Annotated in this window: 22 protein-coding genes; 8 read left to right on the forward strand and 14 right to left on the reverse strand. The window is 73.1% G+C overall.

Going from position 1 to position 22,033, the window contains the following annotated elements:
- Positions 1–55: 55 nt before the first annotated feature.
- Positions 56–1,195, forward strand: coding sequence for a helix-turn-helix transcriptional regulator (locus M0M48_RS22765; protein WP_257752866.1), 1,140 nt, complete (start codon positions 56–58; stop codon positions 1,193–1,195).
- A 75-nt stretch (positions 1,196–1,270) separates the two neighbouring features.
- Here the strand turns inward: M0M48_RS22765 and M0M48_RS22770 are convergent, their stop codons facing one another.
- Positions 1,271–1,789, reverse strand: coding sequence for a MarR family winged helix-turn-helix transcriptional regulator (locus M0M48_RS22770; RefSeq protein ID WP_215812325.1), 519 nt, complete (start codon positions 1,787–1,789; stop codon positions 1,271–1,273).
- An 80-nt stretch (positions 1,790–1,869) separates the two neighbouring features.
- Between M0M48_RS22770 and M0M48_RS22775 the strand changes: the two genes are divergently transcribed.
- Positions 1,870–3,138: an MFS transporter gene (locus M0M48_RS22775; RefSeq protein WP_257752867.1), complete on the forward strand. Its 1,269-nt coding sequence runs from the start codon at positions 1,870–1,872 to the stop codon at positions 3,136–3,138.
- Here M0M48_RS22775 and M0M48_RS22780 read toward each other — a convergent pair.
- Genes M0M48_RS22780 through M0M48_RS22790 form a run of 3 tightly spaced genes read right to left on the reverse strand, consistent with a single transcriptional unit; the run spans position 3,122 to position 6,008 of the window.
- Positions 3,122–3,451: a hypothetical protein gene (locus M0M48_RS22780; protein WP_215812323.1), complete on the reverse strand. Its 330-nt coding sequence runs from the start codon at positions 3,449–3,451 to the stop codon at positions 3,122–3,124. The two genes, M0M48_RS22775 and M0M48_RS22780, sit on opposite strands and share 17 nt — an antisense overlap.
- Before the next feature lie 17 nt (positions 3,452–3,468).
- Positions 3,469–4,515, reverse strand: a complete 1,047-nt coding sequence (locus M0M48_RS22785; RefSeq protein ID WP_257752868.1) for an SMP-30/gluconolactonase/LRE family protein — start codon at positions 4,513–4,515, stop codon at positions 3,469–3,471.
- Positions 4,512–6,008, reverse strand: coding sequence for a flavin monoamine oxidase family protein (locus M0M48_RS22790; RefSeq protein WP_257752869.1), 1,497 nt, complete (start codon positions 6,006–6,008; stop codon positions 4,512–4,514). The genes M0M48_RS22785 and M0M48_RS22790 overlap by 4 nt, the downstream gene beginning before the upstream one ends.
- Positions 6,009–6,066: 58 nt before the next feature.
- Here M0M48_RS22790 and M0M48_RS22795 point away from each other — a divergent pair, with 58 nt between their 5' ends.
- The 5 genes from M0M48_RS22795 (at position 6,067) to M0M48_RS22815 (ending at position 9,449) form a co-directional block, all read left to right on the forward strand.
- Positions 6,067–6,753, forward strand: coding sequence for a TetR/AcrR family transcriptional regulator (locus tag M0M48_RS22795; RefSeq protein ID WP_257752870.1), 687 nt, complete (start codon positions 6,067–6,069; stop codon positions 6,751–6,753).
- Complete coding sequence (locus tag M0M48_RS22800; protein WP_257752871.1) at positions 6,750–7,394, forward strand: class II aldolase/adducin family protein; 645 nt, start codon at positions 6,750–6,752, stop codon at positions 7,392–7,394. The genes M0M48_RS22795 and M0M48_RS22800 overlap by 4 nt, the downstream gene beginning before the upstream one ends.
- Positions 7,395–8,312, forward strand: coding sequence for a carbohydrate kinase family protein (locus M0M48_RS22805; RefSeq protein WP_257752872.1), 918 nt, complete (start codon positions 7,395–7,397; stop codon positions 8,310–8,312). It begins immediately after the preceding gene.
- A gap of 24 nt (positions 8,313–8,336) precedes the next feature.
- The gene (locus M0M48_RS22810; RefSeq protein WP_257752873.1) at positions 8,337–8,729 is read left to right on the forward strand and encodes a hypothetical protein; all 393 of its coding nucleotides are present in this window, start codon (positions 8,337–8,339) and stop codon (positions 8,727–8,729) included.
- 105 nt (positions 8,730–8,834) lie between these two features.
- On the forward strand, positions 8,835–9,449 hold the full coding sequence (locus M0M48_RS22815) for a GNAT family N-acetyltransferase (protein ID WP_257752874.1): 615 nt from the start codon (positions 8,835–8,837) through the stop codon (positions 9,447–9,449).
- Here M0M48_RS22815 and M0M48_RS22820 read toward each other — a convergent pair.
- Positions 9,415–11,406: a fatty acid desaturase gene (locus M0M48_RS22820; protein ID WP_257752875.1), complete on the reverse strand. Its 1,992-nt coding sequence runs from the start codon at positions 11,404–11,406 to the stop codon at positions 9,415–9,417. The two genes, M0M48_RS22815 and M0M48_RS22820, sit on opposite strands and share 35 nt — an antisense overlap.
- A 119-nt stretch (positions 11,407–11,525) precedes the next feature.
- On the opposite strand from M0M48_RS22820, the gene M0M48_RS22825 reads away from it, so the two are divergent.
- Entirely contained in the window at positions 11,526–13,025 is a 1,500-nt protein-coding gene (locus M0M48_RS22825) for an aldehyde dehydrogenase family protein (RefSeq protein ID WP_257752876.1), read from the forward strand.
- Here the strand turns inward: M0M48_RS22825 and M0M48_RS22830 are convergent.
- The 9 genes from M0M48_RS22830 to M0M48_RS22870 are packed head-to-tail and all read right to left on the reverse strand — an operon-like array spanning position 12,976 to position 22,033.
- Complete coding sequence (locus tag M0M48_RS22830) at positions 12,976–14,235, reverse strand: PucR family transcriptional regulator (RefSeq protein ID WP_257752877.1); 1,260 nt, start codon at positions 14,233–14,235, stop codon at positions 12,976–12,978. The genes M0M48_RS22825 and M0M48_RS22830 overlap by 50 nt on opposite strands.
- Complete coding sequence (locus tag M0M48_RS22835; RefSeq protein WP_215812314.1) at positions 14,235–14,717, reverse strand: hypothetical protein; 483 nt, start codon at positions 14,715–14,717, stop codon at positions 14,235–14,237. Before M0M48_RS22835 ends, M0M48_RS22830 begins: the two co-directional genes overlap by 1 nt.
- On the reverse strand, positions 14,714–15,199 hold the full coding sequence (locus M0M48_RS22840) for a hypothetical protein (RefSeq protein ID WP_257752878.1): 486 nt from the start codon (positions 15,197–15,199) through the stop codon (positions 14,714–14,716). The genes M0M48_RS22835 and M0M48_RS22840 overlap by 4 nt, the downstream gene beginning before the upstream one ends.
- Positions 15,196–16,527, reverse strand: a complete 1,332-nt coding sequence (locus tag M0M48_RS22845) for an MCE family protein (protein ID WP_257752879.1) — start codon at positions 16,525–16,527, stop codon at positions 15,196–15,198. The genes M0M48_RS22840 and M0M48_RS22845 overlap by 4 nt, the downstream gene beginning before the upstream one ends.
- Positions 16,527–17,735, reverse strand: a complete 1,209-nt coding sequence (locus M0M48_RS22850; RefSeq protein WP_257752880.1) for an MCE family protein — start codon at positions 17,733–17,735, stop codon at positions 16,527–16,529. The genes M0M48_RS22845 and M0M48_RS22850 overlap by 1 nt, the downstream gene beginning before the upstream one ends.
- A complete protein-coding gene (locus M0M48_RS22855; protein ID WP_257752881.1) occupies positions 17,732–18,793 on the reverse strand; it encodes an MCE family protein in 1,062 nt (353 codons plus the stop codon). The genes M0M48_RS22850 and M0M48_RS22855 overlap by 4 nt, the downstream gene beginning before the upstream one ends.
- Entirely contained in the window at positions 18,790–19,782 is a 993-nt protein-coding gene (locus M0M48_RS22860; protein WP_215812309.1) for an MCE family protein, read from the reverse strand. The genes M0M48_RS22855 and M0M48_RS22860 overlap by 4 nt, the downstream gene beginning before the upstream one ends.
- Entirely contained in the window at positions 19,779–20,852 is a 1,074-nt protein-coding gene (locus M0M48_RS22865; protein ID WP_257752882.1) for an MCE family protein, read from the reverse strand. The genes M0M48_RS22860 and M0M48_RS22865 overlap by 4 nt, the downstream gene beginning before the upstream one ends.
- Entirely contained in the window at positions 20,849–22,033 is a 1,185-nt protein-coding gene (locus M0M48_RS22870; protein ID WP_257752883.1) for an MCE family protein, read from the reverse strand. The genes M0M48_RS22865 and M0M48_RS22870 overlap by 4 nt, the downstream gene beginning before the upstream one ends.

Genomic DNA, 22,033 nt, shown 5'->3' on the forward strand with positions numbered 1-22,033 from the left:
CGAACAATTTGCCGCGTTTTGCGAACAGAAGGCGACCGCGCATGGTTAGCAGGGTGTGGACGACATCCTGCCCAACGAGCACCTCGCCGTGACTGGCCTCGACGAGTGGTCACAGCTGTGCAGCACCGCCTACGTACCGCTCAAGGTCAGCGCCACCCGCGACTTCCGAGGCGCCCTGCGCGAGCGCGAGCGTGGGCCGCTCAGCCTCAGCCAGGTCAGCGCGACCCCCTCGACGGTCCAGCGCACCAGCCGGCTGGTCACGACCGACCCGCGCGAGGCGCTGCTGTTCGCGGTCTTCGTGCGCGGGCGTGGGGTGATCTCTCAGCACGGCCACGAGGACCCGGTGCGGTCGGGGAGCGGCTACGTCCTCCAGTCCGACCAGCCCTACGGCCTGAGGCTGCACAGCGACAACGAGATCCTCATCCTCCGCACGCCGGCCGAGCTGACCGGGCTCGCCCCGGCCGTGCTGCCCACGATCGCCGGGCGAGTGCTGCCACCGGGCACCGCCGAGCTCGAGGTGCTCACCCGTGAGGTCGCCACCGCCCTGCTCGGAGAGCAGCCCGCGCCGGGGCCCGAGCTCCTGCTCGATCTGCTCCGGGCCGTGACCCACCGCACCCTCTACGGCGATCGCTCCCGGCCCTACCTCAGCGGCCCGGCACTGTGGGCCAGCGCGCGTTGGTACCTGGAGCGCCACCACAGCAACCCGCGGCTCAACCTCGACGACGTCGCCGCCCGGTTCATGGTCTCCCGGCGGCACCTCGAGCAGCAGTTCGTGCGCCACGGCGCCGGCCCGGCGGCCTACCTGCGCAACGTACGCCGCGAGCGCGCCGCCCACCTCCTGCTGGCCGACCGCTCCACCACCGTCGCCCGGGTGGCCCGGTCGGCGGGCTTCGCCGACGTCGACACCTTCATCCGCGCCTTCCGCCGCCACCACGGCCAGACCCCCGCTGAGTGGCGCCGGCACCAGCCGATGACCCCGAGCGGCAATGCCCGCGCGACGCGGCAGCCGTCCCGGACGCCGGCGATGCTCAGCGACCTGCGGCGCTGGACGAGGCCGGCGGATGCTCCGTTTCTCGCACCCCCCGGACACGAGAAACGGAGCACGCCCACGTCGGAACCTTGGAGAGGGACGACGCCAGCGGGCCCCGGGCACGCGATGAAGGGAGACGGGCCCGGGGCTCGGTGCTCACGCTAGACAGACGCCCCCACCGAGGGCCACGCCAGCGGCCGGACTGTGCGCAAATGGTCGATTGCTCCCCCGTCGCACCGCTCAGGAGGACGCCGGACCGCCGCTCTCCTCGGCGCGCAGGGTCATCTTGCGCAGCAGCCGGTTGACCGTGGCCAGCTCGCGCGCGGTGAGCGCGTCGGCCAGCGCGTGCTCGGCGTCCCCGCGGATGTCCATCGCCCGGCGCCACACCGCCAGGCCCTGCTTGGTGACGTCGACGATCACCCGGCGCCGGTCGTCGACCGACGGGATCCGCCGGATCCAGCCGGCCTTCTCGAGCCCGTCGAGGCGCCCGGTCATCCCGGCGCCGGAGACGCCCACCTCGGCGGCCAGCTCGGTGGGCGAGGCGGAGCCGGGGGTGTCCCGGATCATCAGCGCGTGCAGGGTGTCGTACTCGAAGTCGGTCAGGCCGACCTCGGCCAGCGCCGCGGCCTTGGCGTCGCGCAGGTGGCGCGCGAGCCGGCCGACCCGGGTGAAGACGCCCTCGACGTCCTCGTCGAAGTCGAGGTCGAGCCAGTGGTCGCGCCACCGGGCGACGTGCCGGTCGGTCCAGTCCTCCACCATGGCTGGAGCGTAGCGCCGGACTCCTTCGGCGACCGAATACTTCGCTTGCGAATACTTAGGCGGCGAAGTATCTTCGATCGGTGACCCCGCCCGACAGCGCGACCGAGACCGCGACGACCCCCGTCGTCCCGTCGCCGCTGGCCTCGCGCGACTTCCGCGCGCTCGTCGGCGGCGTGGCGGTGGGCGCGCTGGGCTCGGCGATGACGCCGGTGGCGCTGGCGTTCGCGGTGCTCCACCTCGGCGGCTCGGCGACCCAGCTCGGCCTGGTCGTGGCGGCGTTCTCGGCGGCCGAGGTCGTCACCATCCTGTACGGCGGCGTGCTCGGCGACCGGCTGCCCCGCCAGCTCCTCATGCAGGGCTCGTCCGCAGCGACCGCGCTCAGCCAGGCCGTCTGCGCCGCGGTCCTCATCACCGGGCACGGCTCGATCCTGTTCCTCAGCCTGATCGGCATGGTCAACGGCTGCCTCGGCGCCCTCGCCCAGCCGGCCTCCAGCGCGATGACGCGCGCGACGGTCACCGAGGAGCAGCTCCCGCGCGCCGTCGTCCTGCGCAGCCTGGCCAGCCAGACGGCGTCCGCGGTGGGCTTCGCGCTCGGCGGCGTGATCGTCGCCTTCGCCGGGCCGGGCTGGGCGATCGCCGTCGACGCCGGCACCTACGCGGTCGCGGCGATCCTCTTCTCGCTGATCCGGGTGGCGCACACGCCCTCGGGCTCCCGCGAGCGGATCCTCAGCGAGCTCGCCGACGGCGCCCGCGAGGTGCTGCGGCACACCTGGCTGTGGCTGCTCATCGGTCAGGCGCTGCTCTACCACCTGTTCTACGGCGGCGCGCAGGGCGTGCTCGGACCGATCGTCGTCGGCGACACCTGGGGTGCCGAGGCCTGGGGCTGGGCGCTCTCGGCGCTCATGGCGGGCTTCGTCGCCGGCGGCCTGGTCGCGCTGCGCTGGCGTCCGCGGCACCTGCTCCGCTGGGGCGTGCTGATGCTGTCGCTGACCGCGGCCTTCCCCCTGGCGATGGCCCTGGCCGGACAGGTCTGGCTGGTGCTGCTCGGCGCCTTCGTGCACGGCGTCGGGCTCCAGCTGTTCAGCGTCGCGTGGGACCTGGCGATCCAGGAGAACATCGCGCCCGAGATGCTCTCCCGGGTCTACTCCTTCGACCTGGTCGGCTCGTTCGTGTGCCGTCCGCTCGGCTACGCGCTGACCGGGCCGGTCGCCGCCCTGGTCGGCGTCGACCTGTGGCTGGTCGTCATCGCGGCGGTGATCGGGCTCAGCTCGCTGGCCGCGCTCAGCGCGCCGTCGGTGCGCGGCCTGACCCGTCGTACGACGGTCGAGCCGCTCACGCCTCCACGGTGACGGCGACGACCGCGTCGTCGGGCCCGAACCGGACCGCCGGCCAGTAGCCGTCGAGGAAGTGCTCGCCGCAGGTGTCGTCGAGGTGGATCGTGACGGAGCCGTCCTCGTGCGCGACGAGCGCGCTCACCACGAGGTCCTGGGCGGCGTCGTCGAGCTCGGCGACCGGCGGCTCGTCCTCGCTGAACTGCCGGACGACGGCGTCCGTCGCGGTCCGGGCGTGGACGTGCAGCGCCGCGACGACGTCGGCCAGGCGCTGCTCCAACGCCTCGGCCCGGGCCGGGTCGGTGGTGTCGACGAGGAGCTCGGGGGTCACCCGCGGCACGGTACCGCTCAGCGCAGCCGGGCGGTGCGCGGGACCACGAGCGGGGCGCCACGCTCGCCCGTCTCGACCGCGAGGATCGCGTGGTGCGAGGTCGTCCCGAGGATCGCGGACTGGTTGGCGACGAGCAGCCGGGTGCCGAGGAAGGTCGCGTTCGACGGGCTGTCGAACGGCACCGGGGAGCCGTTGCTGCCCGCGAGCGGAGCCCGGGGGAAGCGGCTGAGCACGCGCCCGTCGGGTCCGAGCTTGACGATCTGGTTGGTGCCGAGCAGGGCGACGTAGACGTTGCCGGAGCGGGCGATCCCGAAGCCGTCGGGGAGGTCGAGCGGGCCTGACGTCCAGACCGTGGCGAGCTTGCCGGCGCTGCCGTCGGCCCGCACCGGGATCCGGTAGAGGTGGCCGCGGAGCAGGTCGAGCGGGTCGGTGGTCGTCTGCTGCGTGACCAGGAACGAGCGCCGGGCGGCGTCGTAGACCAGGCCGGTGGTGCCGAAGCCGGCCGCACCGGCCAGCTTCTTCGAGCGGAACCACGGCCGCGGTGTACCGCCGGCGGCGGGGATCCGCCAGATGACGTCCTGGCCGTAGTCGCTGACGAACAAGGCCCCGCCGGGGCCCCACGTCGCGTAGTTGGGGATCGGCTTGCCGCCTCGGGCCAGGGCGGGCAGCGTCGCCTGCACCTTGAACCGTCCGGTGCGGGTGTTGAGCGTGAGCACCCGGGACCGCGACTTCTCCAGCAGGACGAGGCGTCCCCGCGCGTCGGACGTGGCGACCTGGACGCCGTGCGGCTTGGCGAGGTCCTGGCCGGGCACGGTCCACGAGCGCAGCAGGGTGCCGCTCGCCGTCCACTCGAAGACCCGCGAGGCGATCTTGTCGCCCATCGGGTTCGTGTAGGTCGCGGCGTAGACGCGGCCGTTGGGCGCCACGTGGACGTAGGCCGGGAAGCCCGGCGCGCCGACGCGCGCGAAGACGCGGGTCTGCCACGGCGGGGCTTCCGCGGCCGATGCGGGCGCGACGAGAGCGAGCGCGGCGACGACGGCGAGCGCGAGGAGGCGGGCGATCACAGCTTGTCCAGCACCTCGATCGCGGCGCGCTCGCCGGAGCGGACGGCGCCGTCCATATAGCCGTTCCAGTAGGTCGAGGTCTCGGTCCCGGCCCAGTGGATCCGGCGGAACGGCGTCCGGATGTGCCGGCCGTGCTGGGTCATCACGCCGGGGGCGTAGATCGCGGTCGGCCCACCGCCGGTCCAGCGCTCCTTGGTCCAGTCGTGCTCGGTGTACTCGATCGGGCGCAGCGCCTTGTCGCCGAACATCCGGGCGAAGCCCTCGAGGACGGCGGTCCGGCGCTCGGCGACCGAGCGGGTGCCGTACTGGCGCCAGGTCGAGCCACCGACGAAGGCGAGCAGGATGCCGTGGCCGGTGTCCTTGACGCCGTTGTCGAAGGCCGCGCGGACCGCGCCGGAGTCGGCGATGCCGAAGCCGGTCAGGCCGTCCTCGCGCCAGAACGGCTTGTCGTAGACGGCGTCGCACTTCATCAGCTTGCCCATCTGGAGGTGCTGGAGGAGCGCGCGGCGACCGGCCGGCAGGCCGGGGGCGAAGTCGATGCCGAGGACCTGCTTGGGCGGCGCGGCGACGATCACCCGGCGGGCCTGCACCCGCCCGCGACGGGTGTGCACGCGCACGCCGTGCCCGACGTGCTCGATCCGGGTCACGGCCGCGCCGAGCGCGACGCGCTTGCCGAGCTTCTTGGCCAGCAGCAGCGGCACCCGCTGGGAGCCGCCGACGAAGCGGCTCTCCTGGGCGCCGTCGACGGTGTCGGAGTTGCGCTCGAACGTGCCGATCGTGGCCTCGTTGCCCGAGCACGCGATGTAGTGCAGGACGAAGAGCAGCGAGAGCTCGTCGGGGTCGGAGCCGAAGCCGGGCTGGGTCCAGGCGCGGATGAGGTGCTCGACCCCGCGGCTGTTGATCGTGTTGCGGCGCAGCCAGTCGCCGAGCGTCGTACGGTCCCACTCGGCGGCGCGCGGGTGGGCCCACGGCGCGTCGACGGGGACCTGGGCGGCGAAGGCGTTGAGCCGCTTGAGGGCGAGGGCGGCATCGAGCAGGATCGTCGGGTCCGGCGGGATGGTGCCGGTGAACTCCTGGCGGCCGAGAAGCGTGGAGATGTAGACGTTCTTGCCGGTGACGTACTCGTCGAAGGTCGCGACGCCGAGCTGGCGGGCCAGGCGCTTGATGTGGTCCTGGGTCGGGCCGACGAAGGCGCCGCCGGCCTCGATCGTGCCGCCGCTGCGGAGCTCGTGGTTGAGCACCCGGCCGCCGACCCGCTTGCGCGCCTCGACGACGAGCACCGACTTGCCGGAGCGGGCGACCTGGCGCGCCGCGACCAGCCCGGCGATGCCGGCGCCGACCACGACGACGTCCACCTTGCGGGGCAGCCGGCCCTGGAGCGTGGCCGCGGTGACCTCCTGCTCGAGGGCGTCCGTGGCGAGCAGGCCGATCGCGGCCGCACCTCCGGCCAGGACTCCACGACGACCCAGCGGACTCGAGCTCAGCGTGCTCACCGGCACCTCCGAAAGATGAATCTGTGTCAGGTTCGGCTTCGGAGGCTACACTGCGCGCATGTCCTCCGCCACCGTCGACGGCCCAACGAACGAGCCGCCGCGCGGTGCCGCCGGTCCGACCCGGCGCCGGCTCCCCACCCAGGCGCGGTCCCGCGAACGCGTCGAGCGGATCCTCGACGCCGCCGCCCAGCTCGTCGTCGCCGAGGGGGTCGAGGGACTCACCACGCGCTCCATCGCCGAGGCCGCCGGGCTGCCCGTGGCCTCGCTGTACCAGTACTTCGCCGACAAGGAGTCGGTCCTCCTCGCCCTCTGCGAGCGGGACATGGCCGAGATGGACGACCAGGTCGCCACCGACCTCGCCCGGCTCGCCGAGAGCGGCGAGCTCACGCTGGGCGCGATGATCGACACCGCGATGCGCGCGTTCGTCACCGTCTACCACCGGCGTCCGGCGTTCATGCAGATCTGGATGCGCGGGCGGACCAACGCCGCCATCTACGACTACGGCCGCCACCACAACAAGCGGATCGCCGAGAACCTCCTCGCCTTCGGCGTCGACACCGGCCTCATCGCGACCACCCGGTTCGCCCCCGAGCAGCTCGTCGCCGTCGCCGAGCTCGCCGTCGAGGTGGGCGACCGCGCCTTCCAGCTCGCCTTCGAGGGCGACCCCCGCGGCGACTCCTTCCTCGTCGACCAGGCCATCGAGCTCGTCACCGGCTACCTCGACCGGATCGCGAGCGAGCAGTGACCGACGCCCTCCGGGCGGACGTCGCCGCGGCGGCGCGACGCCTGGCCGAGGCCGGCCTGCTCGTCGGCACCGCCGGCAACGTCAGCGCCCGTACGGCTGACCTGGTCGCCATCACCGCGACCGGGGTGGCGCTCGGCTCGTGCACGCCGTCCGAGGTCACCGTCGTGTCGCTGACCGGCGCGGTCGTCGAGGGGACGCTGGCCCCGACCAGCGAGCTCGCCCTCCACCTCGGCGTGTACGCCGACGGGCCCGCCGCCGCGGTCGTCCACACCCACGCCCCCTTCGCGACGGCCGTGGCCTGCGTGCTCGACGCGCTGCCGGTGCTGCACTACCAGCAGCTCGCGCTGGGCGGCGAGATCCGCGTGGCGCCGTACGCGACCTTCGGGACGGACGAGCTCGCCGGACACGTCCGGGCGGGCTTGGAGGGACGCTCCGCCACCCTGCTGGCCAACCACGGCTCGGTCACCGTCGGCGCCTCGCTCGACGCCGCCGTCGAGAACGCGCTGCTCCTCGAGTGGCTGTGCCAGCTCCACCACCGCGCCAGCGCGCTCGGCGCCCCGCGCGTGCTCACCGAGCAGCAGCAGCTCGACGTCATCCAGGCCGCGCTCGCACGCGGCTACGGCACGCCCCAGGAGATCTGAATGACCATGACCGTCGCCGCCGTGGGCGTGCACGTCCTCGACACCCACGTGCTGGGGATCTCCTCGATCCCCGAGGGCTCGGACGGCCAGCTCGTCGACACGATCCGGATGTCCGCCGCGGGCACCGCCGGCGGGACGGCGCTCGTGCTCGCCCGACTCGGAGCCACCGTCCGCTCGTACGGCGCCGTCGGCGACGACCCGGTCGGCGACACGCTGCTGGCCCTGCTGGCGCGCTCGGGCGTCGACGTCGGCGGCCTGGTCCGCAAGCCCGAGGCCCAGACGTCGGCATCGGTGCTGCCCGTCCGTCCCGACGGCGCCCGCCCGGCCTGGCACTGCATCGGAGCGAACGGCGCCTTCACGCTCGCCGACCTGCCCTCCGACGTCCTCGACGGGGTCACGCACCTGCACCTCGGCGGGCCGGAGTTCCTCGGCGGCGACGCGGCCGGCGAGCTGCTCGCCCGGGCGCGGGCCGCGGGGATCACCACGTCGGTCGACGTCCTCGCGCCGGGCGATCCGGACATGCTCGCCTGGATCGCCGCCGCCCTCCCCCACACCGACTACCTCCTGCCCAACGACGAGCAGGTGCTCGGCTTCACCGGCGCCACCTCGCTCGCCGACGGCGCCCGGGCCCTGCTCGACCAGGGCGTCGGCTGCGTCGCGGTCACCCAGGGTGCCCGCGGAGCGCTCGTCGCCCAGGGCACGGACGTGACCGAGGTGCCGGCGTACCCGGTGGCGGTGGTGGACACCACCGGCTGCGGCGACGCCTTCTCGGCCGGCTTCCTGCGCGGCCTCTCGCTCGGCCGAGACCCGGTCTCGGCCGCGGCCCTCGGCTGCGCCACCGCCGCCCAGGTGGCGCAGGGGCTCGGCAGCGACGCCGGGACCTACGACCTCGCCTCGGTCGAGGCGCTCACGGCCTAGGCCCCGAGGTGGCACGATCGGCACATGGCAGGCACCACCAGAACCACCCCGGGCGTCGAGGGCCGGGCGCTCAGCCGGCTTCCGTGGCGCCAGCGCAACGCCTGGCTGATCCCCGGCATCGCCGGCGGCATCGCGAACCTGGTCGCGCCCATGATCGGCTCGCCACGGGCCGCCTGGGGGCTGGCCGGGGTGATCGGCGGCGTGCTGTGGCAGCTCGCCTACCGGCGCGACCTGGTCGAGCGGCTGACGTTCCCGGTGGCCTTGGTGACGGTGTCGGGCGTCATGGCGCTGCTCCCGAACGCGACGTTCGAGATGACGGACCGCGGCGTGGTGTTCGGGCTGGGGGTGCTCGTCGGGTTGGTGTGGACCGAGCACTGGTCGAGGTGGCGCGACCGGAGGCCGCAAGGAGCGGCGTGATCGGGGCGCTCGCCGCCTGACAAGGGGCATGCGCCCCCACGACCCCCGGCGCAGCGGCAACCCGGCGCGCCGAGCGAGCGCCGGCGCCGTGGCACGATCGCGTCCATGGAGACGACGCCGGTGATCCGCCCCCAGACCCCCCAGGACGACGACGCGGTCGCCCGCCTGGTCGCCCAGGCCTTCGGCGACGAGGGTACGGCGGTCGTCGACGTCTGGGCCGACGTGGTGGCGCGCGGGCTCGACCGCGCTCAGCTCGTGGCCGTCGAGGACGACGACGAGGGCCGCGTGGTCGGTCACGTGGGTCTCAGCCACGGGTGGCTGGATGCGCGGCAGGCGCTGGTCGACGTGCTGGTGCTGAGCCCGCTGAGCGTCGCGCCCGACCGCCAGGCCGCCGGGATCGGTACGGCGCTCCTGGCCGCCGCGGTCGCCGAGGCCGAGCGGCTGGGGGCGCCGGTGGTGGTGCTGGAGGGCGATCCGGGCTACTACTCGCGGCGCGGGTGGGTGCCGGGCGCGGAGCACGGGATCGAGGCGCCGTCGGCGCGGATCCTGGGGCCGGCGTTCCAGGTGGTGCTGCTGGACGGGCACGAGGAGTGGATGACCGGCCGCGTCGTCTACCGCGAGGTGTGGTGGGAGCACGACGCGACCGGCCTGCGCGACCCGCACCTGGCGCAGGTCGAAGAGGTGCTCACGCGTCGTAGTCGACCCGCAGCTCCTCGGTGACGGGGTGTGCCTGGCAGGTGAGGACGTAACCGTCGGCGACCTCGTCCTCGTCGAGCACGTGGTTCTGGTCCATCACGGCCTGGCCGAGCACGACCTTGGCCCGGCAGGTGCCGCACGCCCCGCCCGCGCATGAGTACGGCGGATCGATCCCCCGCTGCAGGGCGGCGTCGAGCACCGAGTCGCCCGTCGAGGTGAGCGGGAAGGTCGTCTCGGTGCCGTCGAGGGCGACCGTGACCTGGCTGGTGATGTCGGGCAGCGCGAGCGCGGGGCCCGCCACCACGTGGAAGACCTCGGTCAGCACCTGCCCGGTGCCGGGCACCCGGCCGAGCGCGTCGCGGACGTCGTCGACCATCTCCTGCGGGCCGCACAGGAACCAGGCGGCGACGCCGGCCGCGTCCGGCACGAGCTCGGCGACCAGGGCGGGCGTGATCCGGCCGGGGACGACGCCGGGGGCCGTCTCGCGGGAGCGCACGTGGTGCACGACCAGGCGCTCGCCGTACCGGTCCTGCCAGGCGGCGAGCTCGTCGGCGAACATGGTCGACGCGGCCGTCCGGTTGCCGTAGACGAGCGTGAACCGGCTGTCCGGCTCGGCGTCGAGGGTGGTCGCGATGGTCGACATCAGGGGGGTGACGCCCGAGCCGGCGACCACCCCCACGTGGTGCCGTACGGCGGCCGGGTCGAGGCGGACGTGGAAGGCGCCGGCCGGCGTCATCACGTCGAGCAGGTCCCCGGCGACCAGCCGCTCGTTGACGTACGTCGAGAACTGCCCGCCCGGCACGTGCTTGACCGCGACCCGCAGGGTGCCGGGTCCGTCCGAGGCCACCGGCGCGACGAGGGAGTAGCTGCGCCGCACCTCCTCGCCGTCGATCACCGCACGCAGCGTGAGGTGCTGCCCCTGCACGTACCGGTACGACGCCACGAGGTCGTCCGGCACGTCGAAGGTGATCGCGACGGCGTCGCTGCTCACCGGCTCGACCGCGCGCACCCGCAGCGGGTGGAAGGTGGGCCGGCGGGTGATCTCGTCGGTGAGCCGGCGCCAGGTGCGGTACTCGCTGGGTGTCAGCGAGCGGCCGAACCACGTGGAGATGGCGGCGTTGCGGTCGAGGTAGGCCTGCTCGTTGCGCCGCCACGCACGGATGTAGCGGTAGAACGGGATGCTCGGGTGCAGGTGGTGCACCAGGTGGTAGTTCTGGTAGACGAACAGCGGCGTCAGCAGGCCCTCGCCGCCGACCCGCACTCTGGTCGCGCGGTACTTGTCCTCGCGCTGGGTCACGGTGAGCCCGTGGTGCGGCAGGTAGTCGAACCACCAGGCCAGGATGAGCATCCCGATGCGCTGGGGCAGCAGGAACGCCCAGAACAGCTCGCTCCCGTAGCCCGCGGCCGCGATCGCGACGAAGCCGCCGATCACCGCGGTGAAGAGCGTGAAGGTCGCGGCCACCTCGCGCCGCGGGCGGTCCCGCAGCCGGCTCAGGTAGAACACGACATACCAGATGTCGATGGTCGCCCAGCGCAGCGGCAGCTGCCAGGCCGGCCCCTCCTCGCACCAGGCGTCGGGGTCGATCGACTTGGGCTCGTTGGTGTTGCGGTGGTGCTCGATGTGGATGAACTTCACCAGTGGGTACGTCGCCCACGGCACCACGAGCAGCACCGAGAGGTGCCCGAGCGCGTTGTTGGCGCGGGTGTGGGTGCTGATCGCGTGGTGGGTCGACTCGTGCAGCACGCTGAACATCAGGAACGTGACCGCGGCGCCCATGGGCACCGTCAGCCAGGGCGTGAGGCCCCACACCAGCACGCCCGCCATCTCGACGGCGAACAGCGCCAGCGTGCCGACGTACAGGGCGACGGTGGGCCAGGCCATCGCCGGAACCCGCTCACCGGGGTCCGGCAGTCCCGAGACGGACTGGGGGAGCTGAGCACGCGGCGCCGCCGGGGCGGTCGTGGTCGGAAGGCTCTGCATGGGACGTGAACGTAGGAGCCCGGACCCCCTCAGGGCCTTGGACGCCAGTCCCAAATTGCACCCTGCATTTGTCCGCAGGCCCGTACCTGCGGGGATGCGCGGTCCCGAGACTGGGCGCCATGACGACGATCGCGGTCGAGAACCCTGCCACCGGACAGGTCATCGGCACCGTCCCCGACCTGAGCGCGGACGACGTCGCGGCCGCGGCCCGCCGGGCCCGCGCCGCGCAGCCCGCCTGGGCCGCCCTCGGGTACGACGGCCGCGCGGCCGTCCTGCGCCGGATGCAGCGCTGGATCGTCGACCACACCGACGAGGTGGTCGCGACGATCTGCGCCGAGACCGGCAAGGCCTACGAGGACGCGCTGCTGGCCGAGGTCAACTACGGCGCCGCGGCGTTCGGCTTCTGGGCCAAGGAGGCGCCGCGCTACCTGGCCGAGACCAAGATCCGCTCCAGCCAGCCGCTCGTGGCGGGCAAGCGGCTGGTCCAGCGCTACAAGCCGCTGGGCCTGGTCGGCGTGATCGGGCCGTGGAACTACCCCCTGACCAACTCGTTCGGCGACTGCATCCCCGCGCTGGCCGCGGGCAACGCGGTGCTGCTCAAGCCGTCGGAGGTGACGCCGATGACCTCGCTGCTGCTCGCCGAGGGCCTGGCCGCGTGCGGCCTGCCGGACGGCGTCTTCGGCGTCGTCACCGGCCGTGGCGAGACCGGCGCGGCGCTGGTCGACGAGGTCGACATGGTCATGTTCACCGGCTCCACCGCGACCGGACGGCGGGTCGCGGCGCGGGCCGCCGAGCGGCTGATCCCGGCGTCCCTGGAGCTCGGCGGCAAGGACCCGATGATCGTGCTCGCCGACGCCGACCTCGAGCGGGCGGCCACGCACGCGGCGTACTACGCGATGTTCAACTGCGGCCAGACCTGCATCTCGATCGAGCGCTGCTACGTCGAGGAGCCCGTCTACACCGCGTTCGTCGACCTGGTGACCGCCAAGGTCGAGGCACTGCGCCAGGGCGTCCCGGGCGGACCGGGCAGCGTCGACGTCGGCTCGCTGACGTTCCCCCCGCAGGTCGACGTCGTCGACCGGCACGTGAGCGAGGCGCTCGCGGCGGGGGCACGGGCGCTGACGGGCGGCGTACGCCCGGAGCGCGAGGGCCACTGGTACCCGCCGACCGTGCTGGTCGACGTCGACCACTCGATGGCGATCATGCGCGAGGAGACGTTCGGCCCGACCCTGCCGATCATGGCGGTGCGCGACGCCGACGAGGCCGTGCGGCTGGCCAACGACTCGGAGTACGGGCTGTGCGCGTCGGTCTTCGGCCGCGACCTGGCCCGCGCCGAGGACGTCGCCCGCCGGCTGGAGGCGGGTGCGGTCACCGTCAACGACGCCGTGGTCAACTACACCGCGCTGGAGCTGCCGATGGGCGGCGCCAAGCCCGCGTCGGGCATCGGGCGCCGCCACGGCAAGGACGGCATCACGAAGTACTGCCGGCAGCAGTCGCTGCTGGTCTCGCGCCTGCACCTGCGCCGCGACGTGCACACCTATCCGTACCGGGGCGGGCGCACCCGCGCGATCAAGTCGCTGCTGGGTCTGCTGAACCGCGGGCGGCCGGGACGGTCATGAACGCCGCGTGGCAGCGCAGCGCGACGTCGACGGCGGTGGCGTACTCCCCCAGGCGCCGGCCCATGAGCTCCTCGGCGCGCTCGACCCGGTAGCGCACGGTGTTCTTGTGCACGAGCAGGTGCCGGGCCGCGCCGTCGACGCTGCCGGTCGAGAGCAGCGCGCGCAGGGTCGCGCGCAGCCTCTCGGCCTGGTCGTCGGGCGCGGCGAGCCGGCCCAGGGTGCGGTGCACGTAGCGCCGCATCGCCTCGCCGTCGCCGATCAGCGTCATCAGCTCGACGTCGGTGAAGAACGTGATCGGCGCGGGCCGCTCGGCGGCGAGCACGAGCCGCTGGGTCGCCAGCGCCTCGCCGTGCGAGGAGCAGAAGCCGTCGACACCGGGCGCCGGAGCACCGATGGTGGCGAGGATCCGGCGCTCGCTCAGCCAGCCGGCGCAGTCGGCGAGGGGCGTGAGGTCCGGAGCGTCCGACGAGGTGATCCAGGCCCACAGGTCCCGTCCGCCGGGGTGGACGACGAGCGGCTGGCGCAGTCCGAGCGCGGCGGTCAGCGACTGCGCGGCCTGCGGCAGGTCGGCGATCCGGGTGTCGTCGTCGGTGTGCAGCAGCACCGCCGTCTGGTACGCCGACACCGGGTGCCCGCCCAGCCCGGCGGAGATCTCGTGCGGGTCGACCGCCGTACCGGCCAGGACGGCGCGCACGACCTCGAGCCGGCGGGCGGCGTCTCCCTGGCGGATCCGCTCGACCTCCTCCTGGTAGAGGCTGACCGACTGCTCGACGGAGCGGTCGAACCACATGCTCGACCGGGTCCAGAAGTGCACGAGGGCGTCGGCCTCGGCCACGCCGGAGGCGGTCGCCTCCTTGACGGCGGCGGTGATGAACTCCCATACCGCCTGCTCACCAGCCGTGTAGATCTGGAAGATCACCGGCAGCGGGTAGCCGTGCTGGGCCACGACCAGCGGCACGTGGCGCGCCTCGTGGACCAGGTGGAAGGTCTGCTCGGGCTGGCCGAGGTTGGCCAGGAACGAGCGCCAGTGCGCGTCGCAGGCGTCGCGCACGACGCCCTGGAGCGCGGCGTCCTCGCGGACCTCGGGCACCTGGTCGACGATCCGGCCGAGCACGTGCGCCACCCATGCGTCGACGGCCGCGCCCTCGGACTCGACGCCGACGAACTCGCCGACCCAGCGGCGCAGGTCGCGGTCGAAGGACACCAGCATCAGAGCGGCTTCAGGCCGGCGATCTTCCAGCCCCCGCCCGCCGGTTCCATCGTGACCTCGACCCGGCTGCCCGAGACCGACGAGTCCTTGGCACCGGTCGTCGTGGTCTGGGTGAGGAAGAGCAGGACGACGACCCGGTCGCGACCGCCCGAGACGACACCCGCGGCGCTCACGGTGGCGGCGGTGCTGATCGTGCGCTTCGAGGCGTTCGGCTTGACGACCTCGTCGAGGATCTTGCCGTAGTCGTCGGCGAACGAGCCGGTGGTCTGGGCGCGGGCCCGGGCCAGGTCGTCGTCGAGCGTCGCGGCGTCGTAGCTGAGCAGCTCGGGGACGCGCTTCTCGGCGGCCGCCAGGGCCCCGGCGCGGGCATCGGCGGTCGCCGTGGCCCGGTGCGCGCCCACGCCGGCGACGACCGCGGCGACGAGGGCCAGGACCAGGACCGCTCCGGCGACGAGGCCGGCGCGCTGCTTGAGGGCGCTCATGCGACAAACTCCAGTCCGGCGACGAGCCAGTCCCCGTCGTGCTTCTGCAGGTCCACACTGAGCCGGTAGTTGCGCGGTTCGGCGGTCTTGGTCTGCTTGTTCTGCACGGTCCCGGCCGCCGCGACGATCACGGTCGCCCGGTCGCCGGCGAGCTTGACGACGCCGGTCGAGACGGCGTCGCCGCTGGCCTGGACCTGGTTGTCGGCGAGCGCCTTCGTGAGCCGCTCGGCCTGGGCCTCCAGCTCCTTGCGGAACTCGGCGGTCGCTCCGGCGAGCAGCTTCTTCATGTCCGCCTCGGACGTCGAGCCGCTGATGTCGATGAGTCCCTCGACCTCGCTGGTGGCCGCCGCGGAGGCCGCGGCGATGTCGTCGACCCGGCCGCGCTCGTCCTGCCAGGCCAGCGCCCGCTGGCCGGCGAAGACGAGCAGGGCGACGGCCAGCAGACCGGCGGCGCCGACGGCGTACCGGCGGCGGGCGCTCATCGGAGCCCCAGGGGTGCCAGCACCAGGATCTTCCACAGGTCGTCTCCCTCGGTCTCGTCGGCCGGAGCCGTCGCCGTCTTCTCGCCCCCGCGGCCGACCGCGAGGTCGTAGGCGACCGTGCCACCGGACTCGGGCCAGATGCCGTTGCGGAACCGGATCCCGCACGCGGCCGGCGTCGGGCCGCGGTCGGTGCCCTGCGGGCACGGCAGGTTGCGGGCACCGCGGATGGCGGTCGGGTGCTCCGGCGGCAGCTCGCAGTGGGCGAGCGTGTCGACGTCGCGGACCTCGGTCGCGCGCGGGTTGCGGCGCTCGCGCGCGTCGAGGTAGCCGCTGCGGCAGGTCGGCGGGTTGTTGAGCGCGGCCCGCAGGTCGAGCTTGACGTCACCCTCCGCGGCACGCGGGTTGATCGCCGACTGCAGGCGGGCGACCAGCGACGGGTAGACGACGAGCGTCTGGCGCACCTGCGGCAGGTAGGTGTTGAGCACCTGCGCATTGGTCGTCAGGTTGGCGAGCATCATCGGCAGCACGGGCTGGAGGTCGCCGATCGTCGCGGTCGCCGCGTCGAGGCCGCCCGGACCTGTCTTGAGCAGCCCCCGCAGGGCGGCGCTGTTGTCGGCGGCGAGGACGCCGGTCACCTGGTCGAGCTGCCGGGCGTAGTCCTTGGTCGCCGGGCCGAGGTCGCGCTGGGTCTCCAGCACCGGCTGCAGCGCGGAGATCAGCGACGTGGTCGCGTCGATCTGGGACTGCGCCTCGGTGAGCAGCTTGCCGGAGGCGTCGACGAGCTCGTTGAGCTGCGGCCCGGTGCCGCCGAGGCCGTCGTCGACCTGGTCGAGCACCCGCTTCGTCGCCTCCTTGGGGACCGACTCCAGCAGCCGGTTGACCGAGTCGAGGACCGGCGTGATCTGGGGCATCTCGACGGCCCGCTCGCGCGGGATCTCAGCACCCTCGGCGAGGACGTCGCCGTCCTTCGGCGCACCACCGCGCGGGTCGACGAGGTCGATGTACTGCTCGCCGATGGCCGACGTGCTGTGCAGCTCGGCCGAGGCCCCGGCCGGGACCTTCGCGTCGTTCTCCAGCCGCAGCGTGGCGATGGCGCCGTGCTCGGTGACCTCGAGCTTGGACACCTCGCCGACCTCGACGCCGCGGTAGGTCACGGCCGCCTTGGGATAGAGCCCGCTGGCGTCGGCGAAGTCCACCCGGACGTCGTACACGCCGATGCCGAGCATCGCCGGCACCCGTGCGTACTGGAAGAACGCGAGCCCGAGCGCGACCGCCGCGAGCACCGCGAAGATGCGGAGCTGGCGCTTGATCAGAGGGGTGAGCAGCATCAGCAGGCTCCCAGGATCTTGCCCAGCAGACCGCAGCTCTTCGGCTCCTCGGTCGGGGTGGGCGTGGGGGTGGGCGCGGGCGCCTGCGTCGGGCCGTCGGTGGGCGCGGGCGTCGCGGGGGCGGTCGGCGTACCGCCCGGGGGCGGAGCCAGCGGACCCTCGACGGGGTCACCGGCCTGGAGCGCCGGCGGGGTGCCGATGAGTCCGAGCCAGCTGCCGAGCAGGCTCTGGCCGCGCAGGTCGAGCGTGGCGAAGAGGTTCGCGTAGTCGCCCTTGAGCGCATTGCGCGCGGTCATCACCGGGAACGGGATCGTCAGGCCGATCTTGAGCGCCTCGGGCAGCGACTCGCTGGCCTTGCCGAGCTGGGCGAGGATCGGGCCGAGCGCGTCGAGGTTGGCGAGCAGCGCCTCCTCGCTCGCCCGGATGACCCGCACCGCACGGTCGCCGGCCCGGCCGGTCGTGGTGACCGCCTTGACCAGTCGGTTGCGCTCGCGCTCCAGCACCTGCAGGCCGGGGGTGATCCGGTCGATCGCGGTGGCGATCCGGTCCTGGTCCTTGCGCAGGCCGGCGCTGAGGCTGTTGAGCGAGTCGAGCGCGGTGACGATCTCGGTGCGGTTGGCGTCGAGGACGGCGAGCAGGTCGTTCGCCCGCCGGATCAGGCCGCGCGTGTCGGGGACCCGGTTGCGCAGCGCGGTCGAGAGCTCGCCGGTGATCGTGCTGATCTGCGAGAGACCGCCGTTGTTGAGCAGCAGCGCGACCGCGCCGAGGACCTGCTCCGTCGCGGGATAGGTCCCCGTCTGCGCCACCGGTACGACGGCCCCGTCGGCCAGCCGGCCGCCCGCGGACTCCTGCGGCGCGGCCACCTCGACGTACTGGGCGCCGAGGAGGGTCTTCTGCCCGATCGAGAACACCGCGTCGGCCGGCAGGGCGACGTCGTCCAGGAGGTGCAGGGTGACCACGGCCTCCCAGCCGTCGGTGGTGATCTCGCCGACGGTGCCGATCACGACGTTGTCCTTCTGGACCGTCGAGTTCGGGACCAGGTTCTCGATCTGGTCGAAGTGGACCTCGACCGTGTAGCCGTCGTCCCCGACGGCGACCTGGCCGGGCAGCGTGTTGTCGTTCGGCTGGATGTCGCAGCCGGTGGTCAGCAGCGCGGCGGCGAGCAGCGCGGGCACCAGCCGGCGCGTCCAGGTGCGGGTCCGGGTCATCGCCGGCCTCCCGTCAGGTCGAGGCCCAGCAGGTCGGCGAGCGGCTGCAGCACCTTGGCGCACTGCTCCGCCGTACCGCCGACCCCGAGGACCGCGCCGCACAGCAGCTGCGGCACGTTGTCGAGCGCCGAGAGCGTGGCGCGTCCGGTGATCGCCTGGCCCTGGATGGTGTTGCTCAGGTCGATGAGCGCGTGCGGCGCGACGTGCAGGACGCCGGCCATCTCGTTGGACCGGTCGGCCAGGGCGGCGGCGAGCAGGTTGACGTCCTTGGTGGTGCTGCGCAGCCGCTTGCGGTGCTTCTCGAGGTAGGTGTCGGTCGCCGCGAGCACCTTGGCCAGGTCCTCCAGCGCACCGCTGAGGTGGGTCCGGTTCGTCGCGAGGACCGCGCTCACGTCGTCCAGCTCGGTCGTGAAGCCCCGCACCGCGGCGTCGTTGAGCGCGAGGTTGCGGGTGAAGGTGTCGAGGTTCTTGATCGTCGCGAACAGGTCCGAGCGACCGTCCGAGAGTGCCGTCGCGGCGCCGCGCAGCTCGGCGATCGAGGTGCGCAGCTGGGTGGAGTTGCCGTCCTTCAGGCTCTTCTCGAGCGCGGTGATCGCGACCGCGAGCGGGCCCGCCTTCTTGCCGGCGTCGGGGCCGAGCGTGGTGGCGAGGTCCGTGAGCTGCTGCTTGACGTCGTCGAAGGTGACCGGGACCGCGGTCTTCTCCAGCGCGATGGTGGCGCCGTCGGCCATCCGGTCGCCGCCGTCGTACACGGGCTCGAGCTGGACGAACCGGCCGCTGACCAGGCTCGGCGAGACGATCGCGGCGTGCGCGTCTGCCGGGATCGGCTGCCCCGAGTCGACCTTCAGGGTCACCAGGACGCCCTTCGGCTCGTTCTCGATCTTGTCGATCGTGCCGACCTTGACGCCGAGCACCTTGACGTCGTCGCCGACGTTGAGGCCCTCGGCGCTGGCGAAGTACGCGCGGACCGTCGTGCTGCCGCTGTCGCGCTGCCACAGGAGCACCCCGGCCACGAGGGCGGCGACCACGAGCGCGAGGAGGATCTTCTTCACGGTCACGGGATCACTCCGGACAGGATCGGGGCGAGGGTGCCGGGGGCGGTGAGGTTCTGGATGTACGCGTCGAACCACGGGCCGCTCGAGATCGCCTCACCGAAGGCGGTCGCATAGCCGCGCAGGCCGTAGATGCTGTCCTGCAGGTCCTTCTTGTTGCGGTTCAGCACATCGACGACCCCGTCGAGCTCGTCGAGCGCCGGGCCGAGCACGTCGTCGGTGTCCTTGAGCAGCGCGCGGAGCTCGGTCGACAGCGCCTGCGCGCTCTTGAGCAGGCTGACCACGACCTCCTGCCGGGCGTCGAGCTCGCTCAGGAGGGAGCGGCCCGAGCCGAGCAGGGAGGCGATCTGCTGGTCCCGGCTGGCCAGCACACCGGTCACGTTGTCGGCGTGCGCGACGAGCGAGCGCAGCTCGTCGTCGTTGGACGAGACCGCCCGGGACAGCGCGGTGATGCCGTCGAGCGCGGGACCGAGGTCGGGGCTCGACGCGTTGAGCGTCGTCGAGGCCTGGTCGAGCGCGGCGGCGAGCTGTGCCTTGTCGATGTCCGCGGTGGTCTCGGTCAGCTCGTTGAGCGTGCTCGTCAGGTTGTACGGCGACGAGGTCCGCTCCAGCGGGATCGCGTCGCCGGCGCGCAGCTCCCCGCCCCCACGCGGCTCCAGCTCGACGGCGGCCCGGCCGAGCAGCGTGATCGTGATGATCCGCGCCTCGGTCTCCTCGCCGAGCACGATGTCCCCGTCGGTGAGCACGATGTCGGCGACGACGTGCTGCCCGTCGAGCTGCACCGCACGGACCTTGCCGACCTGGGCGCCGGAGATCATCACGGCATCCCCGCCCTTGAGCCCACCGGCCTCGGCGAACTGCACGTGCAGGACGTCGCTGTTGCCGATGAGCGGCAGCCGGTTGATGTTGAGCGCGGCGAGCACCGCCAGCACCAGGACGACCGTCCCGACGAGGCCGCGCACGGCGAGCCGGTCGGGGCTGATGACCCGCGTCATGACTTGCACCTCGGAGCGTCGGAGTAGATCCACGGGGTGATGACCTGGGCCTTGCCGAGACCCGTCTCGATCCGCACGCCGCAGAGGAAGAAGTTGAAGAAGTTGCCGTACGACGCGGTGTTCTGGATCGCGCGGTAGTGGCTCGGCAGGTTCTTCAGGACGGTCTGGAGCACGTCCGCCTTGCGGTTGATGCCGCGCGCCGAGAGGGCCAGGCCCTGCAGGTCGGTGCGCAGGTCACCCCGCGCCCGGCTGGCGAGCGAGGCGGCGTCCGTCGCGAAGCGGTCGATCCGGGTCGCCGCGTCGAGCACCTGGGTGTCCTGCTTGTCGAGTCCCTCGAGCAGGGTGTCGAGGCGGTCGAGCATCAGGCCCACGGTCTCGCCGCGGTCGTCGATCGTGCCGAGGACGCTGTTGAGGTTGCGGATCACCTGGCCGATCACCTCCTCGCGGCCGCCGATCGTCGTGGTGAACGACGCGACGTGCTGGACGAGGGTCGCGACCGCCGCCTGCTGACCCTGGAGCACCTGCACCAGCTGGCCGGACAGCTCGTTGACCTGCGTCGGGCTCAGCCCCGCGAAGAGCGGCTTGAAGCCGTTGAGCAGCGTGTCGAGGTCGAGCGCGGACGCGGTCTGGGCGGCGGGCAGCGTGCCGCCGGCCGCGAGCGGCTCCGCGGCCTCGCCCTCGTTGTCGCCCGGGGTGAGCTGGACGACCCGGTCGCCGATGAGGTTGCGGTACTGGATCGTCGCGCGGGTCCCCTTGGTCAGCCGCTGGCCCTCGCGGACGTCGAAGGTGACGAGCACGGTGCTGTCGCGGCGTACGTCGATGCCGGTCACCTTGCCGACGTCGACGCCGGCCACGCGGACCTCGTCGCCGACGGCGAGGCCGGACACGTCGTCGAAGACCGCGCGGTAGTCGTCCCGGCCGCCCGGGCGGTACTCGCCGGTGACCGCGGCGACCCAGACCGTGAACACGGCGGCGACGACGAGGAACGAGGTGAACTTGATGAGGTCGGAGCGCTGGCGGCGCTTCTCCGGGCTCAGCCGGTGGGCCCGGTTCGTGGCACGGTTCGTCACGGGAGGTTCGTCCCTCCCTTGAGCAGGCCGAGCAGCGTGTCGACGACCGCCTGGCTCGGCGTGGGCTGCGGACCGACGTACGGGTTGGCTCCGGAGCGGAACGACGGCGGCGGCACCATGCCCTCCTCGGGGGTGACGTAGGGGAGCCCGTAGCAGGCCGGGCCGTTGTCGGCACCGAGCTGCGGCAGGTTCTCCTCGTAGGTGTACGGGTCGCGGCCCGGCACCACGCGGGTGTACGTCGTGACGCCCGGGTGGGTGCCGCCGACGGCGGCCTCGGCGAGCTTGTTCGCCGACGCCAGACCCATCAGGAGGCAGGGCAGCTCGGGCGAGTACCGCTCGGCCACGGCCGAGACCGGCTGCAGCAGGCGCAGCGAGGTGACCAGGCCCTGCTCGGAGTCGCGCAGGAGCGTGCCGGCGCTGTCGCTGAAGCCGGTGAGGCTGCGCTCCAGCGCCTGCAGGGAGGCCTGCTGCTTGACCAGCGTCTGCGAGACCGTACCGGCCTGGGCGAGCGCGTCGACCAGGTCCGGCCGGGCGATCGCGTAGACGTCGGCGACGTCGTCGGCCACCCGGAGGTCGGCACTGAGCGTGCGCAGCGACGGGTTGAACGAGCGCAGGTAGGCGTCGGTCTGGGTGATGAGCGCGCCGATCAGCTCACCGCGCTGCTCGACCGCACCGGCCACCGCGGTGAGGGCGGAGTTGACCTCGGCCGGGCGGGCGACGTCCAGCACCTTGGTGAGGTTCTCGAACGCCTCGTCGACCTCGACGGTCACCCGGTCGGCCGGGATCACCGCACCGGCGCGGATCTTGGCGCCACCGCCGCTGTCGGCCGGCGGCGTGAGCTGGACGTACTTGGCACCGAACGCGGTCGGCGGGACGATCTGCGCGGTGACGTCCGCGGAGACCCGGTCGACCTTGTCGGCGTCGATCTTGAGCTCGATCCGGACCTTCTCGCCGTCCGACTCGACCTTGCCGACGCGACCGATCTCGACGCCGCGCAGCTTGATCGGCGCTCCCGAGGCGAGCGTCAGGCCGGCCCGGTCCGCCTCGACCGTCACCAGGACGTTGTCGTCGAAAGCCCCGCGGTACTTGGCGATCGTGCCCGCGATGAGCGCGGCGACGAGCGCCAGGAAGATGAACCCGTAGACGACCTGGCGGTCGATCCGGTGGGCAGAGCTGCTCAT

Source organism: Pimelobacter simplex, from assembly GCF_024662235.1.
Lineage (GTDB): Bacteria > Actinomycetota > Actinomycetes > Propionibacteriales > Nocardioidaceae > Nocardioides.